The sequence below is a fragment of the Dyella humi genome (assembly GCF_044904605.1).
Classification (GTDB): domain Bacteria; phylum Pseudomonadota; class Gammaproteobacteria; order Xanthomonadales; family Rhodanobacteraceae; genus Dyella_B; species Dyella_B humi.
The window spans coordinates 745,762-766,442 of record NZ_JADIKI010000021.1 but is presented as its reverse complement, the minus strand read 5'-3'; the positions used below and the strand labels follow the sequence as shown (position 1 = coordinate 766,442).

Below are 20,681 nucleotides of genomic sequence, written 5' to 3'. Positions count from 1 at the left end.
TTAAGTAGAAGCTGCAGAAGGTCGGTTCGTGCGTTCCTTGCGCGCATCCTGCCGCGCCATGCGTGCGCGCAACTCGCGCAACTGACGACGGCGACGGAGCTGCGGCGCAAGCCAGTCGATCAGCAGCACGATGAAGAACACGCCATATGCAGGCCACACATAGATCGCGTAGCCGCCCATGGCAAGGAACGATTGCAGTGATGCTGCGTTCATGACCGCACCTCGCCTTCGGCGATCTGCCGCACCCATTCTTTACCGCTTTCCAAGGCGAGCAAGTCGGCACGCGTGCGCCCGCACAAGCTGGCGACGTAATAGAGCTTGGTCGCGATCATCATCGTCAGCAATGGCCACACCATCGACGGCGCAATGGTGGAAGGGCCGAGCAGTTTGATGGTGGAGCCTTGATGCAAGGTGTTCCACCAGTTCACCGAGAAATGCACGATCGGTACGTTGACGATGCCGATCAACGCAAGAAACGCTGCCGTGCGCGCACCCTGACGGCGATCCTCGAACGAGTGATACAGCGCGATCACGCCCAGATACAGAAACAGCAGCACCAGTTCGGAGGTGAGCCGCGCATCCCAGGTCCACCACGTGCCCCACATACGCACGCCCCACAGCGAGCCGGTGACCAGCGTGATGAAGGTAAAAGCAGCGCCGATCGGTGCGGAGGCCATCGCCACCACTTCGGCCAGCTTGATGCGCCACACCAGCGCAATAAAGGCGGCGACGCCCATGACGCCGTAGATGAATAGGCTCATCCAGGCGCTGGGCACATGGATGAAAATGATGCGGTAGTCATCGCCCTGCTGATAATCCGGCGGTGCCAGCACCAGGCCGCCATACAGCGCGACGAAGCCAAGGATCAGCGCCAACGCGATTGCCCACGGCTGCAACGTGCCGGCAAAGCGGTAGAACACCGGCGGCGAACTCAGCTTGTGCAACCACAGGGGAATCCAGTTAGCCATGCTACGAATCCAGCGCGATGCGCAGTGCAGCCGCGCAAGCCAAGGGGGCTAGCACCACAGCCAGGACGAGTGCCGCGCCGAGCCAGGCGATAGGGGCGATCCAGGGCAACCCTTCCTGGGCGGCTGCCAGTGCTCCGGCGGCGAAGATCACCACCGGTACGCAGAGCGGCAGCAGCATCAAGGCCAGCAGCATACCAGAGCGCCGCGTGCCGGCCGTCAGCGCCACCAGGATGCCACCCAGCAGACTCAGCAGCGGTGTGGCGAGCAGCAGCGCTGCCAGCAGTACCGGCATCACGGCGGCAGGCAAGTGCAGCATGCCGGCAAGCAGCGGCGCGATCACGATCAACGGCAGAGCAGTGGCCAGCCAGTGCGCAAGGATCTTCATGCCCATCATCGGCGCCAGTGGTTGCGGTGCGAGCATCAGCTGTTCCAGTGAGCCGTCTTCAATGTCGCTGCGGAACATCGCATCCAGCGCAAGCAACATGGCGAGCAGTACCGTCACCAGCACGACGCCGCCGGCGATCCGCCGCAGCAGCGCACTCTCCGGGCCGAGCGCGAACGGAAACAGCGAGGTGACGATCAGTGCGTAGAGCACGGGCAGCGCCATGTCGCCGCGCTGGCGCCATGCCAGCGTAAGGTCGCGACGCAGCACCGCCATGCACGCGCGAGCCAGGCCGGGATGTTGCGTGTCAGCCATGCAAGCGAATCCGCTGCGGCTCGCCGCCATGGAATTGCACCGCGCCGTGGCTGGTCACCAGCGCGGCGCCGCCGTGTGCGATATGCGCTTCCAGCAAAGCGTCCACTAGCTCGATGCCAGAACGATCGAGATTGGCGTAGGGTTCGTCCAGCAGCCATAGCGTGGCGGGAATCAGTAGCAGTCGCGCGAGCGCCACGCGCTTTTTCTGGCCTGCGGAAAGTTTGCGTACTGGCTCATCCTCGTATCCGGTCAACCCAACCTGCGTGAGTGCGCTGTCGATATCGCTATGGTTGCGATGGCCATGCAGGCCGATGGTGAATACCAGGTTTTCGCGCGCGCTCAATTCAGCTTTCAAGCCAAGTTGGTGCCCGAGGAACACCACCTCGCCGCTGCAGCGATCCCAGGTGAGCGGTTCGCCGCGCCACAGCAGTTCACCTTCTTCCGGGCGCAGCAAGCCGGTGAGGATGCGCATCAAGGTGGTCTTGCCGCTGCCGTTGTCGCCTTCGATCAGCATCAGCTCGCCTGCGTCGAGGCGAAAGTCGAGCGGGCCGAATACGGGTTCGTCCTGGCGGTGGAACGCAAGGGCGCGGGCTTCGAGCAAGGCGGCGGCAGGGGTGGCGTAAGTCATCGCCGGCATTGTGGGTAATGCCTAGCCGGCTTGTCCACGCGGCGGCTCGTCGCTGGTCAGGCGCAGGCGTGCGTAGCCATCAGCCAGCCCGTGCACGTAGGCGTTTTGCCGAAATTGCTGCACCAGCGCGTCCGTCTCCGCAAGCGTCGGGCCGACGACGAAGAAGCTGGGCTCTCGCCAATCTCGTCCTACGCCCATGGCGGGACAAATGGTGGGGGTGGCCGCCAGGCGGCGCAGCGCGCCGAGCAGAGCCTGCTGCGCAGCACGGTTCTGCGGGCGCGGCAGCACCTGCGAAAAGGGATTCCAGGCGGTGATGAAGGCCCAGCCATGCAGGCCGATCAAGGCGCGCAGCGGCTCGGGCACGGGCGCATCGATGCGAATCGATGCCCAGCCGCCTTGCGACAGCCGCACGCGGTAATCGGTATTGCGATAGGCATCGATCAGCGCGCTATCCATGGCGCAGCGGCGGCAGCGGGGGCAGGGTGGCCTGCAGCGTGGTCACGGCGGCATCTAGCGACACATCGTCGGCCTTGTTGGAGCTACGCAGCAATTGGTCCAGCAGTACGTCCTGCGCACGGCCGCGTTCGTAGGCATAGGCGTAGGGCAGGTGCGTGAAGGTAACCATGCGGTAGCGCGCCATGAAATGCTGCGGCGCCCGTGCGGCCAGCCGCGCGCCCAGTTCGCGCTTGGCGAGATAGCGCGGGTCGGCCACCGAATCGCGCATCTCGATGTAGTTTTCCAGCGCCATCGCCGCGATCGCATCGGCATTCGGCTTGCGGATGCGCTGGAACTCGGCGAACGCATCGGCCGTGTCGCGGCCGGATTCGGCCAACAGATCGGCCAGTACTACGGTGTCCTCGAAACCGCAGTTCATGCCCTGGCCGTGGAATGGCACGATGGCGTGCGCGGCATCGCCAATCAGCAGAGCACGGCCGTCGATATGCCAGCGATCGAGATAAAGCGTGGAGAGGCTGCCGACCGGATGCTCGTCGTAATCCTCAGCGAAGCGCGGAATCTGTGGCAGAAGATCCGGAAAATCCTCGCGGAAAAACGCGCTGGCCGCGGCAGCATCCGGCAAGGTGTCGAAGCTGGGATGCGGTCCATGTGCGGGCAGGAACAGCGTCACCGTGAAGCTGCCTTCGGTGTTCGGCAGCGCAATGCACATGTAGCCGCCGCGCGGCCAGATGTGCAGCGCATGCGGCTCGATCGCGAAGCGCTCGGCGCCGGACGCGGGCGGAATTTCCAGTTCCTTGTAGCCGTGGCCGAGCGGTTCGATGCGCTGGCCGAGCGGGAGATAATCGTTCATCGCAGCACGCAAGGCGGAGCCTGCGCCGTCGGCACCGATCAGCACGGACGCATGGTGTTGGCGTTGCGTGCCATGGTCGTCGGTCAAGGTGATGCGCCTGGCATCGAGATCCGCGGCAGCAAGGCTTTGGTCGAAATGAAACGTCACGCCGGCCGCTTCCGCCGCATCGAGCAGCAGCATGTTGAGGCCGCCACGCGACACCGACCAGATCACTTCGCTGTCGTCCACGCCGTAGCGCTGCAGGCCCGAAACGCCGTCGACCGGATGCACCATGCGACCGCGCATCATCACCGCGCGCTGCAGCACATCGTCTGCCAAACCCGCCGTGCGCAGTGCCTGTAGGCCGCGTTCGGCTAGCGCGAGGTTAATCGAGCGTCCGCCAACGAAACCGGCGCGACGCGGATCGGAGCGTTTTTCGAACACTTCGACGGCAAATCCGCGCTTGGCCAGTAACTGAGCGAGCAGCGCGCCTACCAAACCGCCGCCGATGAGGGTGATTGTTTGTTGCGTCATGCTGCGTGCCGTGGGAGGAAGCGCATCACTGTTCCGCAATTGCCCGTTTCATGCAAGCCGGTGCCAGCAGGTAGGTGGGGTTCTTGTGCACTCACCCCAACCCACGCAGCAGTGCAGCTCAGAAACTCATTCAGAAACTCATGAAGTAACCGCCATTCACCGGCAGATTCGCGCCGGTGATGTAGTCCGCGTCATCCGCAGTAAGAAACACCACTGCACGCGCGATATCAGCCGGCATGCCGAGCCGCCCCACCGGAATGTCCGCGATGATCTGCCGGCGAATGTCTTCCGGCACGGCAGCCACCATCGGCGTGTCGCAATAGCCTGGCGAAACCGTGTTCACGGTAACGCCCTTGCGAGCCGTTTCGCGTGCCAGCGCCATGCTGAAGCCGTGCACACCGGCCTTGGCGGCAGAGTAGTTGGTTTGCCCGAACTGGCCGGTCTGGCCGTTCACCGAACTGAGATTGACGATGCGACCGAAGCCGCGCGCCGTCATGCCTTCGACCACGTGCCGGCAGGTGTTGAAAACGCCGTCGAGGTTCACACGCATCAACTCGTGCCATTGCTGCGGATCCATCTTGCGCAGGCTAGTGTCGCGAGTGATGCCGGCGGCGTTCACCAGGATGTCGATGTGGCCGATGTGGTGTTCGATATGTTCGACCAGCGAACCGCAGGCTTTGAAGTCGCTGACGTCGCAGGGCTCGAAGCGGATGGTGCCATGGCAGGTGGCGGTGAGTTCGCGGAAGGCCTCGATGCGATCGCTGCGCGTGGCCAGATCCACCGCAATCACTCTGCGTCCGACCTGAGCAAGCTGCAGGCAAATTTCAGTGCCGATGCCGCCGATGCCGCCGGTGACCAACGCGACACGCGAATCGGACTTTGACAAGCTCATGACAAATTTCCTTCAGCACATGCCGCGCGGCAGCACGTGTTGTGCTGCAGCGCCAGCATGCCCGAAAAGATCAGGGTTTCTTTGTCGTGGTGCGGCCGGTCGGTCCGGTTTGGCCCGGCGGCGGGGCCGCCTGCGAGGCGGCGTCCATGAAGCCGCGCTGCATGTTCTTCCACGCATCCATGTTGCGTTCCGTCAGCTCGTTCAAGAGCGCCCAGGGGGTTTGCCCCATCATGCTGTTGAGCTGGGTGCGGAACTGCTGCTGCTGGTCGAGGAACACCTGCAGGCTGCGCTCCAGATACGGCCCCATGAATCCCTGCAGGGAGTCGCCGTAGAAACGAATAATCTGGCTCAGCAACTGCGGCGAGAGCATCGGCTGCCCTTTATCCTCGTGCTCGGAAATGATCTGCAGCAGCACGGAGCGAGTCAGGTCCTCGCCGCTCTTGGCGTCGCGGACCTCGAAGGTTTCGCCATCCATTACCAGCTGACGGACTTCCTCCAGCGTGATGTAGCTGGAGATCTCCGTGTCGTAGAGCCGACGGTTCGGGTATTTCTTGATAATGCGGATAGTTTGTGCCATGCACACAAACTAGCAGAAGGTATTGCGTCGCACCAGTCGGCGTTCAGCTTTTTATGCTGCACCCGAAGGTGCAGCAATGCTTCCGGTTCAGTGCCCCACGCCGCCGCCGGCGCTGCCGAATGGCGGGCGGGCGAACCAGAGCACGGGCAGCAGAATCACGAACAGAATGGCGCAACCGTAGAAGATGTCGTTAACCGCCAGGGTATAGCCCTCCCGAGTGATGATTTGATCGATATAACCCAGACGTTGGGTCGCCCCGAAGCCCAAATGCGAAAGCTGCTGGATGTATTGGGCGGCGCCCGGCTGGGCCGGGTTTACGTACTCGGTAAGGTTTGCATGATGGGCAATGCCGCGGTGCTGCCACAGCGTCACCATTACCGCGGTAGACACACTGGAACCCAGCGTGCGGAAGAAGTTGGACAGCCCTGAGGCGCTGGCGATCTCCGAGGCCGGTAGGCCGGAAAGGTAGATCTGGTTTAGCGGAATGAAGAAGCACGGAATGGCCAAGCCCATCACGAAGCGCGGCACCACCAGCGTGCCGAAAGAGGCGGCGCTGTCGAAGGTGGAAAACCAATACGTGGTGATGGCGAACACAATGAACGCCCAGCTCACCAGTAAACGCAGATCGACTTTGTGCATGTTGCGCCCGACGATCGGTGAAAGCAGGAACGCCAGCACCCCTACCGGCGCCGCCGCCAGGCCGGCCCAGGTAGCGGTGTAGCCCAGCGTGGTCTGCAGCCACAGCGGAAACACCACGTTGATGCCGAAGAAGGCGAACATGCCCAGCGACAAGCTGATCACGCCCACGGTGAAGTTGCGCTGCTTGAACAGGGTGAGATCGATCACCGGATGCTTGGCGTGGATTTCCCACACCACCAGGAAGGTGAGGCAAACAAATGCGATCAGGCCGAGCGTGAGGATCAGTGGCGAAGCGAACCAGTCATGGTCGTTGCCGTTGTCCAGCATGAACTGCAGGCAACCCACGCCTGCCACCAATAGCACCAGCCCTACCATGTCGATCGGCGCCTTCACCGTTTTGGTCTCGCGTTTGTGCAGCAGCGTCCAGGTGACGATCGCGGCCAGGATGCCCACCGGCAGGTTGATGTAGAAAATCCACGGCCAGGAGAAATTGTCGGTGAGCCAGCCACCCAGGATCGGGCCGAAGATCGGCGCGATCACCACCGTCATCGCCCACATCGCCAGCGCGATGCCCTGTTTTTCCTTTGGATAACTGGACAACAGCAAGGTCAGCGAGAGCGCCACCATCGGGCCGGAACCCGCGCCCTGCATCAGGCGTCCGAACACCAGCATCGGCATGGTGGTGGCCAGGCCGCAGAACATGGAAAAGATGACGAACAGCAGCACTGAAGTGACGAAGGTGCGCACCTCGCCGAAGCGGCGCGCGATCCAGCCGGTGAGCGGCTGCATGATCGCGCTGGCCAGCGAGTAGGAGCTGATCGTCCAGGTGCCCTCGTTGGGGCTTACCGCCAGGCTGCCGGCGATGTGCGGCACGGCCACGTTGACGATGGTCATGTCCAGCACTTCCATGAAGGTGCTGAACGCGACGGCGACCGTCAGCAGGACCAGCGGCATGCCGTGCAACGGCTTCAGCGGAGCGGCGTTTTCGGGTGTGGCTGCCATGACGGGTTCGTTAGACGTGTATCAGTTCGACGCATCGGTGGACGTGCCGAGATTGGCGCGGATGATCTTTTCGGCTTCCGCCTCGGCCTGCGCAGCCACTTGGTCATACACCGACGTTTCCGCAGGCGGTTGCGCGGGAGCGGACGCCAACGCAGGGCCTTTGTCGTTGGTGATATCGACGGTGACGTCGGCGGACAGACCCACGCGTAACGGATGCTGATCAAGCTCGTTATTGTCCAGCGCGATGCGCACCGGCACGCGTTGCACCACCTTGATCCAGTTGCCGGTCGCGTTCTGCGCCGGCAGCAGTGAGAACACGCTGCCAGTGCCGGCGCCTAGGCCGATCACCTTGCCGTGGTATTCCACGCTGCCGCCGTAAAGGTCCGTGGAAATCTTCACCGGCTGACCGATACGGATGTGGCGCAGCTGGTTTTCCTTGAAGTTCGCGTCGATCCACAGGTCGTGCAGCGGCACGACCGTCATCAACTGCTGGCCGGGCGTGATGCTGGCGCCGAGCTGCACGCTGCGCTGCGCGACGTAGCCGTCCACCGGCGCAACGATGGTGTTGCGCTGCGCGGCGATCCAGGCGGCGCGGAAATTGGCGCGCGCCTGCATCACGTTCGGGTTGTTGGCGATGTCGGTGCCCTCCACGGCGGCGCGCGCGGATTGCGCCTGTGCCTTCGCCGCATTCAACGTGGCTTGCGCCTGAGACACGCTATCGCGCATGTGCTGCACGGTTTCGGGCGATTCGGCCTGCGCCGCCACTAGCGGCAGATGGCGCTTGAGATCGGCCTGCGCCTTGCGCAGATCAACTTCACGTGCAGCCACAGTCGCATCGGCTTCGCTCACCGAATCGTTCTGCTGGCGCACCTGCCGCACGGCTTGTGCCAGCGCACTGCTGGCTTGGCGAAGCTTCACGTCGGCGTCGGTGGGGTCGAGCTTGACCAGCACCTGGCCGGCGGTGACGTGTTGCGTATCGTCGGTGAGGATCGCCACCACAGTGCCAGGCACTTGCGAGGAAAGCGCGACCTGATTGCCGCCGATGTAGGCGTTGTCGGTGTTCTCGCGCGTGGAGAACACGAAGAACCACAGCACGAACCAGGTCAACCCTGCGAGCACGAAGATGGTGGCCACGATCAGCAGCGCCCGGCTACGCTTGGCGGGGTCCTTCGCGGCAAGGCCGCTGTCGTTGGCGTCCTTGGGAGTGGTGCTCATGATCAGGGGGCTCCTGCAGGATTCAAAATGGAAGAGGGTGTGTTGGCCGATTGCGCCGTACGCTCGGCATCCGAGCGATAGCCGCCGCCCAGCGCCTTGATCAGCGCGAGATCCGTACTGAGCGCCTGGGCATGCAGGCTCACCGCCTGGTCGCGCTGCAGCAGGAGCTGCGTTTCGGCGTTGAGGCTTTCGCGTGCGTCCTTGGTGCCGTGCGCGGCGCGTGACTGCGCATTAGCAAGCAACGCTTCATTGGCTTTCACCTGCGCCTCTTGTTTCGCGCGGCGCGCGACGATCTGCTGCGCGGTGACAGCCTGCGTGGCCACGTCACGCGCGGCATTCGTCACTGCCACGTTGTAATCGGAAATGGCGGCGTCGAGCTGCGCGCGACTTGTGCCGTAGTTAGCCTTGAGCCGGCCGCCTTCGAAGATCGGCAGATGCACCGCGGGCGTGATGCCGAAGACACGGCTGCCAAGATCGAACAGGTTGCCGAGATCGCCCTTGCTACCGTTCGAGAAGCCGGCGATCTTCGGTGCGCCTTGGTCGGTGCTGGAAAGCCCAGCCATGGCGTTGATGCTGAAGTCGGGGAAGTAATCGGCACGCGTGACGTCGGTTTGTTTCAGCGCCGCTTCCACCTGCCAGCGGCTGGCGGCGATGTCCGGACGACGGGCGATCAGGTCCAGGCGCACGTTGTCGGGCAGGGCGCCTTCTATCTCAGGCAACGCGTGCGCCTGCAGCGGTGGCAGGTCGGCAGGCGATACGTTCGCCAGTGCAGCTAACACCACTTTGCGCAACTCGACCGAGCCTTCGAGCGTCGCCTGCGTCTGCTGAGCGCTGGCAAGCTGCGCGCGCGCCTGTTGCACGGTATCGGGCAAATCCACGCCCTGGCGCACGCGCAGTTCTGCGATATGCAGCAGGCGCTGCTGCACGGCTACCGTCTGTTGCGCGAGCTGCAGTCGGTTTTCATCGGCGAGCCAGGCGAAATACGTATCGGCCACGGCGTTCTGCAACGCGAGTGCCGCGGCGCTGCGTTGTGCTTCGGCGGCGTGCGCTTGATCCAGCGCCGATTCGATCGACGCGCGCTTCTTGCCCCACCAGTCAAAGTCGTACTGCAACTGCACGCTGAGGTCAGCCTGGTTGTACCAGTTGAAGCCGAGCAGAGAAGGTGGAAACAGGCCGTGGTCGCTCATGCGCTGGCGCGTGAACTGTGCGTTGCCGTTGATATTCAAGCCGGCTTGCGCGGCGGCCACACGCACCGATTGCTCGGCGGTCTGAACGCGCGCATGCGCTTGCGCCAGATCGGGCGACTGCTTCATCGCCAGGGTGATGAGCTGATCCAGTTGCGGATCGTTGTACACGCGCCACCAGTCGGTCGCCGGCCAGTTTGCGCTGGCGGCGGTCGGCAAGCCCGCGAGCGGCACGTCGTCGCGCAACGCGGGGTGCTGCACTTTGGCCGGAATCATGCAGCCGGCAAGGCTTAGCGCGGCCAACAGCGCAAGCGGACGCAGCCGCGTGCAAGTGGAGGAGGAGACGGCATTCATGGCGGATCACCCGCGGCGTGTTCGAGTTGGCTGAGGTTGTGCGCGAACTTGCGCAGCAGGCGGTTCAACTGGCTGCGGTCGGCGTTGCTGAAACCTTCTAAAAGCAACTTCAGGCGCGGGAACATGGTCGGCAGCATCTTCTGCACGAATCGCCTGCCCGCGGGCGTGATCTGCATGACTACGCGGCGCCGGTCTTCCACGCTGGGACCGCGCGTGATGAGTCCGCGCTTGACCAGCGCATTGGCGATGCGGGTCATGTTGGTGACACCTAATGAGGTGAACACGCAGATCTCGCCCGGCGTGGAAGTGCCGTCCGGCCGTGAAAACAAGGTGACCAGCGTGCGGAATTCACTATCGTTGAGCTTGTGTGGCCGCAGCTTGCCTTCGAGCTCCACCTGCAGATGTTCGCTGATCAGCACCAGCATACGGAACATCGAGACATCCTTCGGAACCTCGGGGATGAGCCTGCGGACGCCCGCAACGCCTTCATCCAGCATCTTGATTTTCTCGATCAGAGACATTTCATCGGTGCATATTTCACTGGTGAAATAAATGATGCGCTGCAAGCATAGTGGTTTGCAAGTGCTGAGCCGAGAGTCAGTCCCTCGTAGGGGTGTCGATGTTCCGCATAGGTTGGAGATGAGGCGCAGCCGAACCCCAACGTCACTAATGTGTATCGGTGCGAAGTTCGCCCCGGATCGGGACCGCTTCTCGCAGGCAAGCGAATGCGCGTTGAGAGATCAGGAGATAGCGAAGAGTCGCCGCACGTTTGCGGTCGTTGCGGCAGCCACAGCTTGTGGGTTCTCATCACGCAGCTCCGCAACACACTGCAGGACTTCTGCCACCCGCGCCGGCTCATTGCGCTCGCCACGATGGGTGGACAAAGGCTGATCCGGCGCATCGCTTTCCAACATCAGATAGTCGATCGGCATGCTCGCGACGATGCGCCGCAAACGCTGCGCGCGCTCATAGGTCACCGGACCGCCAATGCCGAGGTGAAAGCCGAGCTTCCACAATTGTTCGGCCTGCTGGTGGCTACCGGAAAAACTGTGCACGACGCCGCGCAGGCCGCCGATGCGGCGCAATGTTGCAGTGACTTCGTCCAGCGCGGCGCGGGCGTGGAGGATCACCGGCAGGTCGAACTCACGCGCCAGGGCGAGCTGCTGCCGGAAGTAGTCGCGCTGATCTGTGACATCCAGGCCTTCCTGGTGGAAATCGAGGCCGATTTCGCCCACCGCGACGGGGCGCTGCGTCGCAAGCCAATGCGATAGCGTCGCGAGATGTTCCGGACGGTGCTGGTCGAGAAACATCGGATGCATGCCGTAGGCGGGATAGAGGCCGCTGCCGGGTTTGCACAGCGTCTGGATGCGCGGCCAGCTGGCGGCATCGACGCCGGGGATCACCTGCAGTGCTACGCCTGACGCGCGGGCGCGTTCGATGACGGCGTCCCGGTCGTGGTCGAAGGTAACGTCGTCCAGATGCACATGGCTGTCGGCAAGCGTAAACATACTTGTCATGATGCGTTATCTTGGGACGGTTCTGATAGCTATGATGTCGGTCTAGCCGTCATTCAGCGTGCGGGCGCTTCAATGCGGCACATCAAGACGCGCCGGTCGGCGTTCGCTTGCCAAATCAAAAACACAGGAGGTCGTCGTGAAAGGCAAATCGTTCAAATTCGGTGCGATGGCGGCAGTGCTGGTGGCCGTCGCGGCTCTGTCGGGTTGCCAGACGCAGCCAACAACCTATCAGACGAGCTACGGCTATCACGGCTGCCAGAACTGCGGCGTGGTACAGCAGGTGCAGCAGATCTACATCCAGCAGCAGGGTAGCAATAACAGCGGTCTGGGCACTGTGATCGGTGCGGTCGCGGGCGGCTTGCTGGGCAGCACCATCGGTCATGGTCGCGGCAATACGGCGGCCATCGTGGGTGGCGCGGTGGTTGGTGGTGTGGTGGGCAACAAGGTCGGTCAGGCAAACAGCCAGCCGGCGGGCACCACCCCGGCGTGGCAGATCGTGGTGCGCATGGACAACGGCCAGTACGCCACGGTGACACAGGTTCCAAGTCCGGGTGTGCGTCCCGGCGACTACGTGGTGATCAGCAACAACCAGGTTTATCCACGCTGACCAAGTATTTAAAATAGACGTCTGGACGTCCAAATGGAAAGGCCCTCTTGCGAGGGCCTTTTTTACGGCATATGTGCGCCGATCAGTTGATCGAATAGAACTTGTGGTCGCCGATGGTGATGGCCCGCTGGTTGCGTGACCATGCCGGCGCAACTGCGACGGTGGCGAAGTGATCGGCATGCGGAACGAAGAAACGACGCTCGTCGACCGGAAGCTGCCAATTGGTCATCGACTTGCCTGCGATGTCCCATGCTTTCTGGAACGCCACGAGATTGTCGATTTCCTGATTCGGCGTGGTGGTGGAAAGCGCGAATTGATGTGGTGACTTCACCACATCACACACAGTACCGCCCCACTGACCGCGTTCGCGCCGGCGCATGGCGACTTCCGCCACGGCCATCTGACCAACTGTCGACTGGCTCCGTGCTTCGAGATACACGGTGGTAGCCAGACAGGTCTGGTCTGCGAGCGGTTGGGGCAGTACGGACATCAGCCACAACAACATGGAAAGTTTCATATCTGCCTCCAGCTTGCTGTACGTCCAGGCACACATGTATGCCGAAAACGCCGTTGCGGTGGACGGGCGGGCAGGCCGTTCCACCTGGATATATGACCTGCGTCGAAACTGGAGATGCAGGCCGTTTTGACCGCTGTAACGCGGCGAAATCGATCGACATGTCCGATGTCGACCGGGAAAGACTCGGGCTATTTACGCTGCGTGCGTAGTGCACTTGTGCAGCGTGTTCGCGCATACGGCGAGTTGTACTCCGGCATTCTTCTTGCCGGGTCGCGCCGATCCGGACCCCTCCGGTTCGTCGCGTATGTCAGCACCCTGTGGGCAAGTGGGTGCCGGAAAAAGTTTGGCGGAATCTAGTGGGGTGCGCTCGTCTTTGCAAGTGCCAGCCGTGTTCGATTCACATTTCACTCACGATCCTCGCATAGCAAGCATGATGCAAACGTCAAGCAGACCAAGTGTTTAGCAGTTGTACGTCAATACCTTCGTCACTGATGATTTTTTTATCTTGTTGTCCGAATTGACTTGCTACTTCGTCGTTTATGACAGCAAGCGCTTCTACGCGTTCCGCATGCGCAACGACGTTGAGTAAGCGCACGAATTCGCGATTCTCGCGTTGCAACAACGTGCCATCTTCAACGCGCTTGGACAACGCGACATGATGTAAGTGCCGTTTGTTGCCGCCGCGATAATGCAGTCGCGCGACGATCTCCTGTCCCGGATAACAACCTTTGTCGATCGCGACGGCACCTATGCGATACAGCGATAAAGCAGGCGGAAGCAGTTCGTTCAATGCGTCATCCGGAAGCCATGGCCATCCTTCGCGCAATTGTTCAAGTTGCCATGCATCGTCACCGCTGACATTTGCACCGAACAACATGGTGTGCGATCCGCAACCAATACGAATCACATCGTCGCGCACTTCGACATCGTACAGAGACATGGCTGCGTCGCTCGCAAGCGATCCTTCGGCAAGTGTCAGCTTCACGCGCGAACGAAACACGTAACGACGCAACGCATCGATGAAGCTTGTCGAATCACCACCGCGCAGAATCAGCAGCAAGCGTTCGTCACTCAAGCGCGCAAGATGAAACAGATTGCGCACGCGCCCTTGTGCATCGAGCCAACTGCTAAATTGCCAGCGAAGGTTCGCGAGCGCAGTGACCGGGCTGGCGAATTGGCTCTGCGCGAACGCGATGGCGTCCGGGCCTTCCATGAAAACGGCGTGGGCGGTATGGAATGTAGGCATGCGCGTAGGAGTGGGGGCGGCAGGAGCTCGGCGCAAGATGTACGCCTAACTTGCCTGCAACGCCCGGCGCCCTACGTCAACTGGTTGTGCCGCTATGCGGCAAGTATTACGCTTTTGGCGATACGAACATGCCCGACACGTCCTCCAAACCCGCAACGCCGAACGAGCCCGCCGAGAAAGAGCGAGCAGCAACGCCCGTTTTGCCCGTGCCGGGCAAGGATCAGAACGAGCGGCCGGCGCCGGATCCCACGCGCTACGGCGATTGGGAAAAGAACGGACGCTGCATCGACTTCTGATCCGTTGCACCACTGCGCGATGGTGCGGTGATGAAGTAGGGAACAGGCGGCGGTGCGGGCATCAGCGATTCCACCCCAGGATAGCCGCCATGGCAGACACGCGACGACCGCTTTCACCGCATCTACAGATATATAAGTGGCAAGTGCAGATGGTGACCTCCATCCTGCATCGCGCCACCGGCATTGCCCTGGCTGTGGGCACCCTGGTCGTCGTATGGGGCCTGATCGCCCTGGCCGCCGGCGAAGATGCGTTCCACCAGTTCAGAGTCTGCATGGGCAGCCCGATCGGCATGATTCTGATGATCGGCTGGACTTGGTCGCTCTTCTATCATTTGTGCAATGGCATCCGCCATCTGGTGCAGGACGCCGGTGCGGGCTACGCCATCGCCCAGTTCGTGCGTTCGAGCTGGCTGACGGTGATCGGCAGCCTCGTGCTGACCTTGATCGTCTGGGGCTATGTGCTTTCCGCTGGAGGTGCCGCATGAGCGCTAACGCAAAAGATTTGCGGAATCCGCTGAAGCGGGCACGCGGGCTGGGTTCGGCCCAGTCCGGCGTGGCGCATTGGTGGACCCAGCGCACCACCGCGGTCGCCTTGATCGCGCTGGGCTTGTGGTTCGTGATCCTGGTGCTCGGTCTGCTGCATGGCGACTACGCTGCCGCGCGTGCCGCGGTGGCCAAGCCGTGGGACGCAGTGCTGCTGGTCGCGTTCCTCGTGAGCATGTTCTGGCACATGGTGCTCGGCCTGCAGGTGGTCATCGAAGATTACGTCCACACCCGCTGGAAGGAAGTCACCCTTCTGCTTGTCATCAAGTTTATCGCCGTGCTGTGCGTGCTGGCCGGCACGCTGGCGGTGCTGCGCATCGCGCTGGGAGCCTGAGGTCGATGGAAGCTTACAAAGTTCAGCAGCACAAGTACGACGTGATCGTGGTGGGCGCCGGCGGCGCCGGCCTGCGCGCCACGTTCGGCCTGGCCGAGAAGGGCCTCAAAGCCGCGTGCATCACCAAGGTGTTCCCGACCCGCTCGCACACGGTTGCGGCGCAGGGCGGTATCGCCGCGGCGCTCGGCAACATGGGCGAGGACGACTGGCGTTTCCACTTCTACGACACCATCAAGGGGTCGGACTGGCTGGGCGATCAAGACGCAATCGAATACATGTGCCGCGAGGCCATTCCCTCGATCCTGGAACTGGAACACTACGGCGTACCGTTCTCGCGCACCGACGATGGCCGCATCTATCAGCGCCCGTTCGGCGGCATGACCACGCATTACGGCAAGGGCACCGCGCAGCGCACCTGCGCCGCGGCCGACCGCACCGGTCACGCGATCTTGCATACGCTGTATCAGCAGGCGTTGGCGCACGACGCCACCTTCTTCATCGAATACTTCGCCATTGATCTGATCTTCGACGAGGAAGGTGTGTGTCGCGGCGTGCTGGCGCTCGATCTGAACGAGGGTACGCTGCATTTCTTCCGTGGACAGGCCGTGGTGCTGGCGACCGGCGGCTACGGCCGCGCGTATTTCAGCGCTACCTCCGCGCATACCTGTACCGGCGACGGTGGCGGCATGGTGCTGCGTGCCGGCCTTGCGCTGCAGGACATGGAATTCGTGCAGTTCCATCCGACCGGCATCTACGGCGCGGGCTGCCTGATCACCGAAGGCGTGCGCGGTGAGGGTGGTTATCTCACCAATTCGAAGGGCGAGCGCTTCATGGAGCGCTATGCACCCAGCGCGAAGGATCTTGCATCGCGCGACGTGGTCAGTCGCGCGATGACGGTGGAAATCCGCGAAGGTCGCGGCGTGGGCGAACACAAGGACCACGTGCATCTGAACCTGATGCACCTCGGTCCCGAAGTGATCCACGAGCGCCTGCCGGGCATCGCCGAATCCGCACGCATCTTCGCCGGTGTCGACGTCACCAAGGAACCGATCCCGGTGCTGCCTACCGTGCACTACAACATGGGCGGCATTCCCACCAACTATCACGGCGAAGTCGTACAGAAGAAAGGCGACGATGTGGATGCAGTGGTGCCGGGCCTGTTCGCCATCGGCGAAGCGGCCTGTGTGTCGGTGCATGGCGCGAACCGCCTGGGCTCCAACTCGTTGCTGGACCTGGTGGTGTTCGGTCGCGCCGTATCGCATCGTTGCGCCGAATTGATCAAGCCTGGCACGGCCCATAAGGATCTGCCGGCCAGCGTGCTAGACAAGGCGTTGGCCCGCTTCGATGGGCTGCGTCATGCCGACGGCGGCACGCCCACGGCGAAGATTCGCTTGGCCATGCAGCGCACTATGCAGGACGACGCGGCGGTGTTCCGCACCGGTGAAACCTTGAAGGCGGGCTCTCGGAAAATCTCCGAGGTCCACGACTCCTTCAAGGACGTGCGCGTAAGCGATCGTTCCCTCGTGTGGAACTCCGATTTGGTGGAAACGCTGGAACTGTCCAACCTGCTCGATCAGGCGGTGGCGACCATGCACTCGGCCGAGCAGCGTATCGAGAGCCGCGGCGGGCATGCCCGCGAAGATTTCCCCGAGCGCGACGACCACAACTGGATGAAGCACACGCTGGTGAAGGTCGACGAAGCCGGCAAGACCAGCTTCGATTTCCGTCCGGTGCACATGTACACCTTGACCAATGAGGTCGAGGTGGTGCCGCCGAAGAAGCGCGTTTACTAAGTACCGACTGGAGAGGCAATCGTGGCCGAGTTCACGCTACCGAAGAATTCAAAGATCCAGCCGGGCAAGCACTATCCGGCGAAAGACGCGAAAAAGCCGCGCACGTTCCGCGTCTATCGCTGGTCGCCGGACGACGGCCAGAACCCGCGCATCGACACGTACGAGGTCGATCTGGCCGCGTGCGGCCCGATGGTTCTGGACGCGCTGCTGAAGATCAAGAACGAGATCGATCCCACGCTCACGCTGCGCCGTTCTTGCCGCGAAGGCATCTGCGGTTCGTGCGCGATGAACATCGACGGCACCAATACGCTGGCTTGCACTAGGTCCATCGAGGAATGCGCATCGGGCGATGTGAAGATCTACCCGCTGCCGCACATGCCGGTGGTGAAGGATCTGGTGCCCGATCTCACACACTTCTACGCCCAGTTCGCTTCGATCAAACCGTGGCTGCGCACGCAGAGCGCGGCGCCCGACCGCGAGCGTCCGCAGTCGCCGGAAGACCGCAAGAAGCTCGACGGCCTGTACGAGTGCATCCTGTGTGCGTGCTGCTCCACGAGCTGCCCGAGCTACTGGTGGAACGGTGATCGTTACCTGGGCCCAGCGATTCTGCTGCAGGCGTACCGCTGGATCGTCGATTCGCGCGACGAAGACACCGGCGCGCGCCTGGACGATCTGGAAGATCCGTTCAAGTTGTATCGCTGCCATACCATCATGAACTGCGTGCGCACGTGTCCGAAGGGTTTGAATCCGGCCAAGGCGATTGCGGAGATCAAAAAGTTGCTGGTGGAGCGGCGGTCGGCTTGATTCGCTTTTCCTGCCCTGGAATTTCAATTCGATGCGATGGGCAGTTTTTACCTTGCCGTCATTCCCGCGAAAGCGGGAATCTATGTTGCTCTGGATCAAAAGGCGAAGATGGATTCCCGCTTTCGCGGGAATGACGGCCTCGAGGGAGGGGATACCTCGGCTGGTAAGGGGAGAGGTGCGATAGATGGATGAAGCCCGCCTCAAACGCTTGCGATGGCGCACCCGACGCGGCACCCGCGAACTCGACTCCTTATTCGGCGGCTGGCTGGACACCTCCTTTCCCGCTGCGGATGAAGCCCTTCAACAGGCCTTCGACGAACTGCTCGACGTGCAGGATCCGGACCTATGGGACTGGGTGATGGGTCACGCCAGGCCGCCGCGCGACGACTGGCAGGCCATCATCGATGACATCCGCACCCGCCATCGGCTTTGAGTACCGGCCTTCGCGCTGGCCCTCGCGGTTATTGGTAGTCGTGACGGGTCTTGCCGCGCTGGCGATCATGATGTCGGGCGTGCCGTTGCTTGCACGGATCGCGCTGGCGCTGGCTTCGGCTGCGGCCTGCGTTCACGCCATTCGCCGCCTGCGTCTACCGATTTACGCGGTAGGCTGGGCAAGTCAAAGCGGCTGGACGCTGCGCGGCCTGGATGGTGCGGACGATGTAGCAACGCTTGTGTCGTTTCGCATCATGCGCCAGCTGGTCTTGCTGCGATTGGCCAGTGTTCGCTACGGCAAGCTCACGCTCTGGCTGATGCCGGACAACACCGATGCGGATATCCGGCGGCGCCTGCGCATGCGGCTGGCTGTTTTGGCCAATGACGCGGAGGAGAGTTCGTAGGCTGGGATGCCAATCCCAGCTTCCTGCTGGTGCTGCTGGGATTGGCATCCCAGCCTACGATCCGTGCAGGTTTCGTCCAAGTTGCCCGCCAAGCCCACTTCGGGCACTCTGCGCGCGCGGCACGGTCTGATGAATTCCACCGGCCCGCCGCCCACATTCCCTAAGCGAAGCCCTCATGTTCCGACCGCTCGAGCTTTTCATCGGCCTGCGCTACGTCCGCGCCAAGCGGCGCAATCAGTTCATTTCCTTCATTTCCACCGTATCCATCGTCTGCATCACCATCAGCGTGATGGCGCTGATCACAGTGATGTCGGTGATGAACGGCTTCGACTACCAGCTCCGTTCGCGCATTCTCGGCGCCATTTCCGATGCAACTGTGTCCAGCCTGTCGGGTGAGACGATACAGAACTGGCAGTACGCCATGCAGCAGGTGAAAGCCAACTCGCATGTGAAGGGAGCAGCGCCGTATGTGGAGATCCAATCCTTTCTGCAGGCAAACCGCTCCGGCGGTGCGATGGTGCGCGGCATTGACACGACGCAAGAGCCGAACGTGTCGGACATCAACAAGCACATGGTCGCCGGCTCGTTCGATTCGCTCACGCCTGATAGTTGGAACATCATTCTCGGCAAAGATCTGGCGCTGCAGCTTGGCGTGAACGTCGGCGATAAAGTCACCGTGGTAGTGCCGGAGCTGCGCGCAACGCCGATGGGTGCGGTGCCGCGTATCCGCGGTTTTCGCGTTAGCGGCATCTTCGAAATGGGCATGGAGGAGTTCGATTCCGGCCTTGGCCTGATCAACCTCAGTGATGCCGAAAAACTGAAAAGCATCGACGCCCCCACCGGTATTCGCCTGAAGCTGGACGATCTTTACAACGCCGGCCCTGTGGCGCGCCAGTTGGCCGATACGCTCGGGCAGGTCTACATGGTGACTACGTGGATGGATAGTCACGCCAATTTCTTCTCCGCCATCTCGATGGAGAAGAACGTGATGTTCATCATTCTCTCGCTGATCATCCTGGTGGCGGTGATCAACCTGATTTCGATGCTGATGATGCTGGTAACCGACAAGCAAGCGGATATCGCCATCTTGCGTACCCTGGGTTCGACGCCGCGCAGCATCATGGGCATGTTCATGGTGCAGGGCGTGCTGGTGGGTTTCGTCGGGATCGGTTTCGGCGTGGGCCTGGGTTCGCTGCTGTCGTGGCGGCTGCCCAGCATCGTGAAGTGGATCGAGCACGTCACGGGCGTCACCTTCCTCTCGCCGGACGTCTACTACATCAGTGAGGTGCCCAGCAGGCTCGACTTGCATGACGTCTTATCGGTAGCGCTAGTGACTTTCCTGTTCTCCCTGCTTGCGACGCTTTATCCCGCATGGCGCGCTTCGCGTACGCAACCGGCCCAGGCGCTGCGCTATGAGTAATCCGATGACCAACGATATCGTCCTGCGTGCCAGCCACGTCGCCAAAACCTATGAGGAAGGCGATCTGCGTACTACGGTACTGACCAATGCGAGTTTCACGCTCAAGCGCGGTGAAACGCTGGCGATTGTCGGTGCTTCCGGTTCCGGCAAGAGCACGCTGCTGCACATCATCGGCGGCCTGGATACGCTCACCAACGGCGAGGTGGAAGTCGAAGGCCGCACGCTTTCCAAGCTGTCCGATGCAGAGCGTGGCCGCGTGCGCAATCGTTCGCTCGGCTTCATCTACCAATTCCATCATCTGCTGCCGGAATTCACCGCGCTGGAAAACGTATGCATGCCCTTGCTGATCCGCGGTGTCGGCATTCCCGAGGCGCAAAAGCAGGCAAAGGTACTGCTGGAACGCGTAGGACTGGGCAAACGGCTTGAACACAAGCCCGGCGAACTTTCCGGCGGTGAGCGCCAACGCTGCGCTGTGGCGCGCGCGCTGGTGACGCGCCCTTCCTGTGTGCTGGGCGATGAGCCCACCGGCAACCTGGATGAGGACAACGCCGCGCACGTGTACGCGCTGATGCTGGAACTGAATCGCGAAATCGGCACCAGCTTTATTCTGGTGACGCACGACAGCCGGCTGGCGGCGCGCATGGATCGCACGCTGGAATTGCATAACGGCGAGTTGCGCGAGAAGGGTTGATGCGAAGTGCTCGTCGTCCCGGCTTTCGCCGGGACGACGGTAATGCGCGATTCGTTTGGGTTCGGCCTTGCCTCACCCCAACTTACGTCCGCTCCTTACAAG

General features: G+C 62.1%; 25 protein-coding genes. 10 read left to right on the top strand and 15 right to left on the bottom strand.

The features are described 5' to 3' along the window. The 13 genes from ccmD to ISP18_RS04005 form a co-directional block, all read right to left on the bottom strand. Positions 1-213, bottom strand: coding sequence for a heme exporter protein CcmD (gene ccmD, locus ISP18_RS04065; RefSeq protein WP_380017258.1), 213 nt, complete (start codon positions 211-213; stop codon positions 1-3). Further along, entirely contained in the window at positions 210-968 is a 759-nt protein-coding gene (locus ISP18_RS04060) for a heme ABC transporter permease (RefSeq protein ID WP_380017256.1), read from the bottom strand. Before ISP18_RS04060 ends, ccmD begins: the two co-directional genes overlap by 4 nt. A gap of 1 nt (position 969) precedes the next feature. Continuing rightward, a complete protein-coding gene (ccmB, locus tag ISP18_RS04055; protein WP_380017254.1) occupies positions 970-1,665 on the bottom strand; it encodes a heme exporter protein CcmB in 696 nt (231 codons plus the stop codon). Then, positions 1,658-2,293, bottom strand: coding sequence for a cytochrome c biogenesis heme-transporting ATPase CcmA (ccmA, locus tag ISP18_RS04050; protein WP_380017252.1), 636 nt, complete (start codon positions 2,291-2,293; stop codon positions 1,658-1,660). Before ccmA ends, ccmB begins: the two co-directional genes overlap by 8 nt. Before the next feature lie 21 nt (positions 2,294-2,314). Further along, complete coding sequence (locus ISP18_RS04045) at positions 2,315-2,749, bottom strand: DUF3293 domain-containing protein (protein ID WP_380017250.1); 435 nt, start codon at positions 2,747-2,749, stop codon at positions 2,315-2,317. After that, the gene (locus ISP18_RS04040) at positions 2,742-4,112 is read right to left on the bottom strand and encodes an FAD-dependent oxidoreductase (RefSeq protein ID WP_380017248.1); all 1,371 of its coding nucleotides are present in this window, start codon (positions 4,110-4,112) and stop codon (positions 2,742-2,744) included. The genes ISP18_RS04045 and ISP18_RS04040 overlap by 8 nt, the downstream gene beginning before the upstream one ends. 130 nt (positions 4,113-4,242) lie before the next feature. Beyond that, positions 4,243-5,004, bottom strand: coding sequence for an acetoacetyl-CoA reductase (gene phbB, locus ISP18_RS04035; protein WP_380017246.1), 762 nt, complete (start codon positions 5,002-5,004; stop codon positions 4,243-4,245). Between the two features lie 70 nt (positions 5,005-5,074). Further along, positions 5,075-5,581 (bottom strand): polyhydroxyalkanoate synthesis repressor PhaR, encoded by a 507-nt coding sequence (gene phaR, locus ISP18_RS04030; RefSeq protein ID WP_380017244.1) that lies wholly within the window; start codon positions 5,579-5,581, stop codon positions 5,075-5,077. 87 nt (positions 5,582-5,668) lie between these two features. Further along, the gene (locus tag ISP18_RS04025) at positions 5,669-7,222 is read right to left on the bottom strand and encodes a DHA2 family efflux MFS transporter permease subunit (protein ID WP_380017242.1); all 1,554 of its coding nucleotides are present in this window, start codon (positions 7,220-7,222) and stop codon (positions 5,669-5,671) included. Between the two features lie 21 nt (positions 7,223-7,243). Continuing rightward, on the bottom strand, positions 7,244-8,437 hold the full coding sequence (locus tag ISP18_RS04020) for an HlyD family secretion protein (protein ID WP_380017240.1): 1,194 nt from the start codon (positions 8,435-8,437) through the stop codon (positions 7,244-7,246). Positions 8,438-8,439: 2 nt separating this feature from the next. Further along, a complete protein-coding gene (locus ISP18_RS04015) occupies positions 8,440-9,975 on the bottom strand; it encodes an efflux transporter outer membrane subunit (RefSeq protein ID WP_380017238.1) in 1,536 nt (511 codons plus the stop codon). Further along, positions 9,972-10,409, bottom strand: a complete 438-nt coding sequence (locus tag ISP18_RS04010) for a MarR family winged helix-turn-helix transcriptional regulator (protein ID WP_380017236.1) — start codon at positions 10,407-10,409, stop codon at positions 9,972-9,974. The genes ISP18_RS04015 and ISP18_RS04010 overlap by 4 nt, the downstream gene beginning before the upstream one ends. A 306-nt stretch (positions 10,410-10,715) precedes the next feature. Beyond that, positions 10,716-11,483, bottom strand: coding sequence for a TatD family hydrolase (locus tag ISP18_RS04005; protein WP_380017611.1), 768 nt, complete (start codon positions 11,481-11,483; stop codon positions 10,716-10,718). 145 nt (positions 11,484-11,628) lie between these two features. On the opposite strand from ISP18_RS04005, the gene ISP18_RS04000 reads away from it, so the two are divergent. Beyond that, entirely contained in the window at positions 11,629-12,099 is a 471-nt protein-coding gene (locus ISP18_RS04000) for an outer membrane lipoprotein (protein WP_380017234.1), read from the top strand. Positions 12,100-12,181: 82 nt separating this feature from the next. Here ISP18_RS04000 and ISP18_RS03995 read toward each other — a convergent pair whose 3' ends face one another. Together ISP18_RS03995 and ygfZ are read right to left on the bottom strand one after the other, a co-directional pair. After that, a complete protein-coding gene (locus ISP18_RS03995; RefSeq protein ID WP_380017232.1) occupies positions 12,182-12,616 on the bottom strand; it encodes a cell wall hydrolase in 435 nt (144 codons plus the stop codon). Positions 12,617-13,058: 442 nt separating this feature from the next. After that, complete coding sequence (gene ygfZ, locus ISP18_RS03990; protein WP_404559244.1) at positions 13,059-13,676, bottom strand: CAF17-like 4Fe-4S cluster assembly/insertion protein YgfZ; 618 nt, start codon at positions 13,674-13,676, stop codon at positions 13,059-13,061. 314 nt (positions 13,677-13,990) lie between these two features. Between ygfZ and ISP18_RS03985 the strand changes: the two genes are divergently transcribed. The 9 genes from ISP18_RS03985 (at position 13,991) to lolD (ending at position 20,579) form a co-directional block, all read left to right on the top strand. Continuing rightward, positions 13,991-14,158, top strand: coding sequence for a DUF1674 domain-containing protein (locus ISP18_RS03985; RefSeq protein ID WP_380017228.1), 168 nt, complete (start codon positions 13,991-13,993; stop codon positions 14,156-14,158). An 89-nt stretch (positions 14,159-14,247) separates the two neighbouring features. Beyond that, complete coding sequence (gene sdhC / locus ISP18_RS03980) at positions 14,248-14,643, top strand: succinate dehydrogenase, cytochrome b556 subunit (protein ID WP_380017226.1); 396 nt, start codon at positions 14,248-14,250, stop codon at positions 14,641-14,643. After that, positions 14,640-15,035 carry a succinate dehydrogenase, hydrophobic membrane anchor protein gene (gene sdhD, locus ISP18_RS03975; protein WP_380017224.1) on the top strand — a complete coding sequence of 132 codons (396 nt, stop codon included), beginning with the start codon at positions 14,640-14,642 and terminating at the stop codon, positions 15,033-15,035. The genes sdhC and sdhD overlap by 4 nt, the downstream gene beginning before the upstream one ends. 5 nt (positions 15,036-15,040) lie before the next feature. Next, entirely contained in the window at positions 15,041-16,828 is a 1,788-nt protein-coding gene (gene sdhA / locus ISP18_RS03970; RefSeq protein ID WP_380017222.1) for a succinate dehydrogenase flavoprotein subunit, read from the top strand. Between the two features lie 21 nt (positions 16,829-16,849). Further along, positions 16,850-17,632, top strand: coding sequence for a succinate dehydrogenase iron-sulfur subunit (locus tag ISP18_RS03965; RefSeq protein ID WP_380017220.1), 783 nt, complete (start codon positions 16,850-16,852; stop codon positions 17,630-17,632). 184 nt (positions 17,633-17,816) lie between these two features. Next, positions 17,817-18,065: an FAD assembly factor SdhE gene (locus ISP18_RS03960; protein ID WP_380017218.1), complete on the top strand. Its 249-nt coding sequence runs from the start codon at positions 17,817-17,819 to the stop codon at positions 18,063-18,065. Continuing rightward, positions 18,037-18,468, top strand: coding sequence for a YgfX family protein (locus tag ISP18_RS03955; RefSeq protein WP_380017216.1), 432 nt, complete (start codon positions 18,037-18,039; stop codon positions 18,466-18,468). The genes ISP18_RS03960 and ISP18_RS03955 overlap by 29 nt, the downstream gene beginning before the upstream one ends. A 175-nt stretch (positions 18,469-18,643) precedes the next feature. Continuing rightward, a complete protein-coding gene (locus tag ISP18_RS03950; RefSeq protein ID WP_380017214.1) occupies positions 18,644-19,888 on the top strand; it encodes a lipoprotein-releasing ABC transporter permease subunit in 1,245 nt (414 codons plus the stop codon). Positions 19,889-19,892: 4 nt separating this feature from the next. Further along, complete coding sequence (lolD, locus tag ISP18_RS03945; RefSeq protein WP_404559243.1) at positions 19,893-20,579, top strand: lipoprotein-releasing ABC transporter ATP-binding protein LolD; 687 nt, start codon at positions 19,893-19,895, stop codon at positions 20,577-20,579. Positions 20,580-20,681: the final 102 nt, after the last annotated feature.